Origin of the sequence: Phenylobacterium sp. (genome assembly GCF_030697925.1) — a bacterium.
Classification (GTDB): Bacteria; Pseudomonadota; Alphaproteobacteria; order Caulobacterales; family Caulobacteraceae; genus Phenylobacterium.
Genome location: NZ_JAUYOJ010000084.1, coordinates 1 through 1,400, shown reverse-complemented (window position 1 = coordinate 1,400; position 1,400 = coordinate 1). Strand labels below are relative to the sequence as shown.

At 69.7% G+C, this 1,400-nt stretch carries 3 protein-coding genes; 2 read left to right on the top strand and 1 reads right to left on the bottom strand.

Annotated features, from left to right (window positions below):
- The first annotated feature begins 172 nt into the window (after nucleotides 1-172).
- Nucleotides 173-781, top strand: coding sequence for a thermonuclease family protein (locus Q8Q88_RS08110; RefSeq protein WP_305674691.1), 609 nt, complete (start codon nucleotides 173-175; stop codon nucleotides 779-781).
- Nucleotides 782-824: 43 nt separating this feature from the next.
- Here Q8Q88_RS08110 and Q8Q88_RS08105 read toward each other — a convergent pair whose 3' ends face one another.
- Nucleotides 825-1,076: an XRE family transcriptional regulator gene (locus tag Q8Q88_RS08105; protein ID WP_305674690.1), complete on the bottom strand. Its 252-nt coding sequence runs from the start codon at nucleotides 1,074-1,076 to the stop codon at nucleotides 825-827.
- Nucleotides 1,077-1,120: 44 nt separating this feature from the next.
- On the opposite strand from Q8Q88_RS08105, the gene Q8Q88_RS08100 reads away from it, so the two are divergent.
- On the top strand, nucleotides 1,121-1,300 hold the full coding sequence (locus tag Q8Q88_RS08100; RefSeq protein WP_305674689.1) for a hypothetical protein: 180 nt from the start codon (nucleotides 1,121-1,123) through the stop codon (nucleotides 1,298-1,300).
- Nucleotides 1,301-1,400: the final 100 nt, after the last annotated feature.

Sequence of the window (1,400 nt, the reverse complement as noted above, 5' to 3'; positions counted from 1 at the left end):
AGCCGTTCGGCGGCCGCATCGGCATAGCCGCCCATGGCGAGGGCGAATTGCTGGGCCTGTGAGCGCCTGCCACCGCTCTCCTCCGCGAAGGCCGGCGCCCAGATTTAACTCAGAACACGGGGCATGCGGTTCGATGGTTTGTCTCGCCGACGCCCCGCACTGACATCGGCCGATGTTCCGGCTGCTGTTGCTGTCCCTGGCGCTCCTCTGGTCCGCGCCGGCCTGGGCCGATCCCTGCGAGGCCATTCCCGAGCAAGGTCCGCTGCCGGGATATCTGGCCTTCGGGGCGAGCTTTTCCGGGCCGGTTTCCCATGTGATCGACGGGGACTCCCTGTGCGTCGCCGTGGGTTCTGGCGGGACGGACTGGGTCGAGGTCCGTCTTGCCGACTTCCACGCGACAGAGCTGAGCCAGCCGGGAGGCGCCGCGGCGAAGTCTGCCTTGGCGCGGCTCGCGCTGGGCCAGCACGCCGTGTGCGTCGCCAACCTTCGGACCTATGACCGGATCGCCGCGCGATGCCGGATCCACGGAAGGCCTGTCGGGGACCTGATGCGGAGCGCCGGCATCGGGGAGGGTGGCGCCGCCACGGGCCATGATCCGAATGTCCGTCGAAGGGCGATGACCTCGCCGGCGCGCCCATCGGCCGGTCCAGCTCCATTCCGGTCGTGCGCGGCGGCGCGGGCGGCCGGCGCCGCGCGCCTGTCCCGGGGCGACCCGGGATACAATCCCAAGCTGGATGGCGATGGGGACGGCCTCGCCTGCGAGCCCTACCGGGGGCGCTAGGGCAGGGCGCAATCGCCGTCGATCCGCCGCCCCTGGCCGGCCTTCAGGAACTCTCGGCGGCGGCCATGGCTCGAGCGAGGTCAACAATCGCGCGCCTGAGCTTGGGCGGAAGGCTCATGAAGGCCTGGGCGAGTTCAAGTCCGCCGGCCTGGCTCAGGAACGCCGCGTCCAACGGAACGGCGTCGCCGCCGTCTCCGGTCGGCATCAGATCCGCCGGCCGGCATCCAAGGTGGCTGGCGATCCGCGACATCATCGAGGCCGAGACCCGGTTGGCGCCACGCTCGTATTTCTGCACCTGCTGGAAGCTGACGCCGATCGCCTCGGCCAGCGTCGACTGGCTTGGAGGCCTACGCCGAGGCCGGCGGGACCATCCTGCGCGATCTCTTCGCCGAGGACGGCGGCGGCTGGCTGGAAGACGTGGGCCTGCTCGACCGGCTGGTCGCCGACAAGCTCAGCGGCATGGCGGCGGACAGCCAAAGTCCTGTGTGGATGGCTCCCGCGTTGCAAGGCTCGATTTGAAGTTTTGGCGGCTGGGTCGGGTGCAGTCTTGTGTCCGGCCTGTTGATGCAGTCGTTTCGAGGACTGCTGGCCCTGATGGTATCCGCAAGCTGGGTCCCAC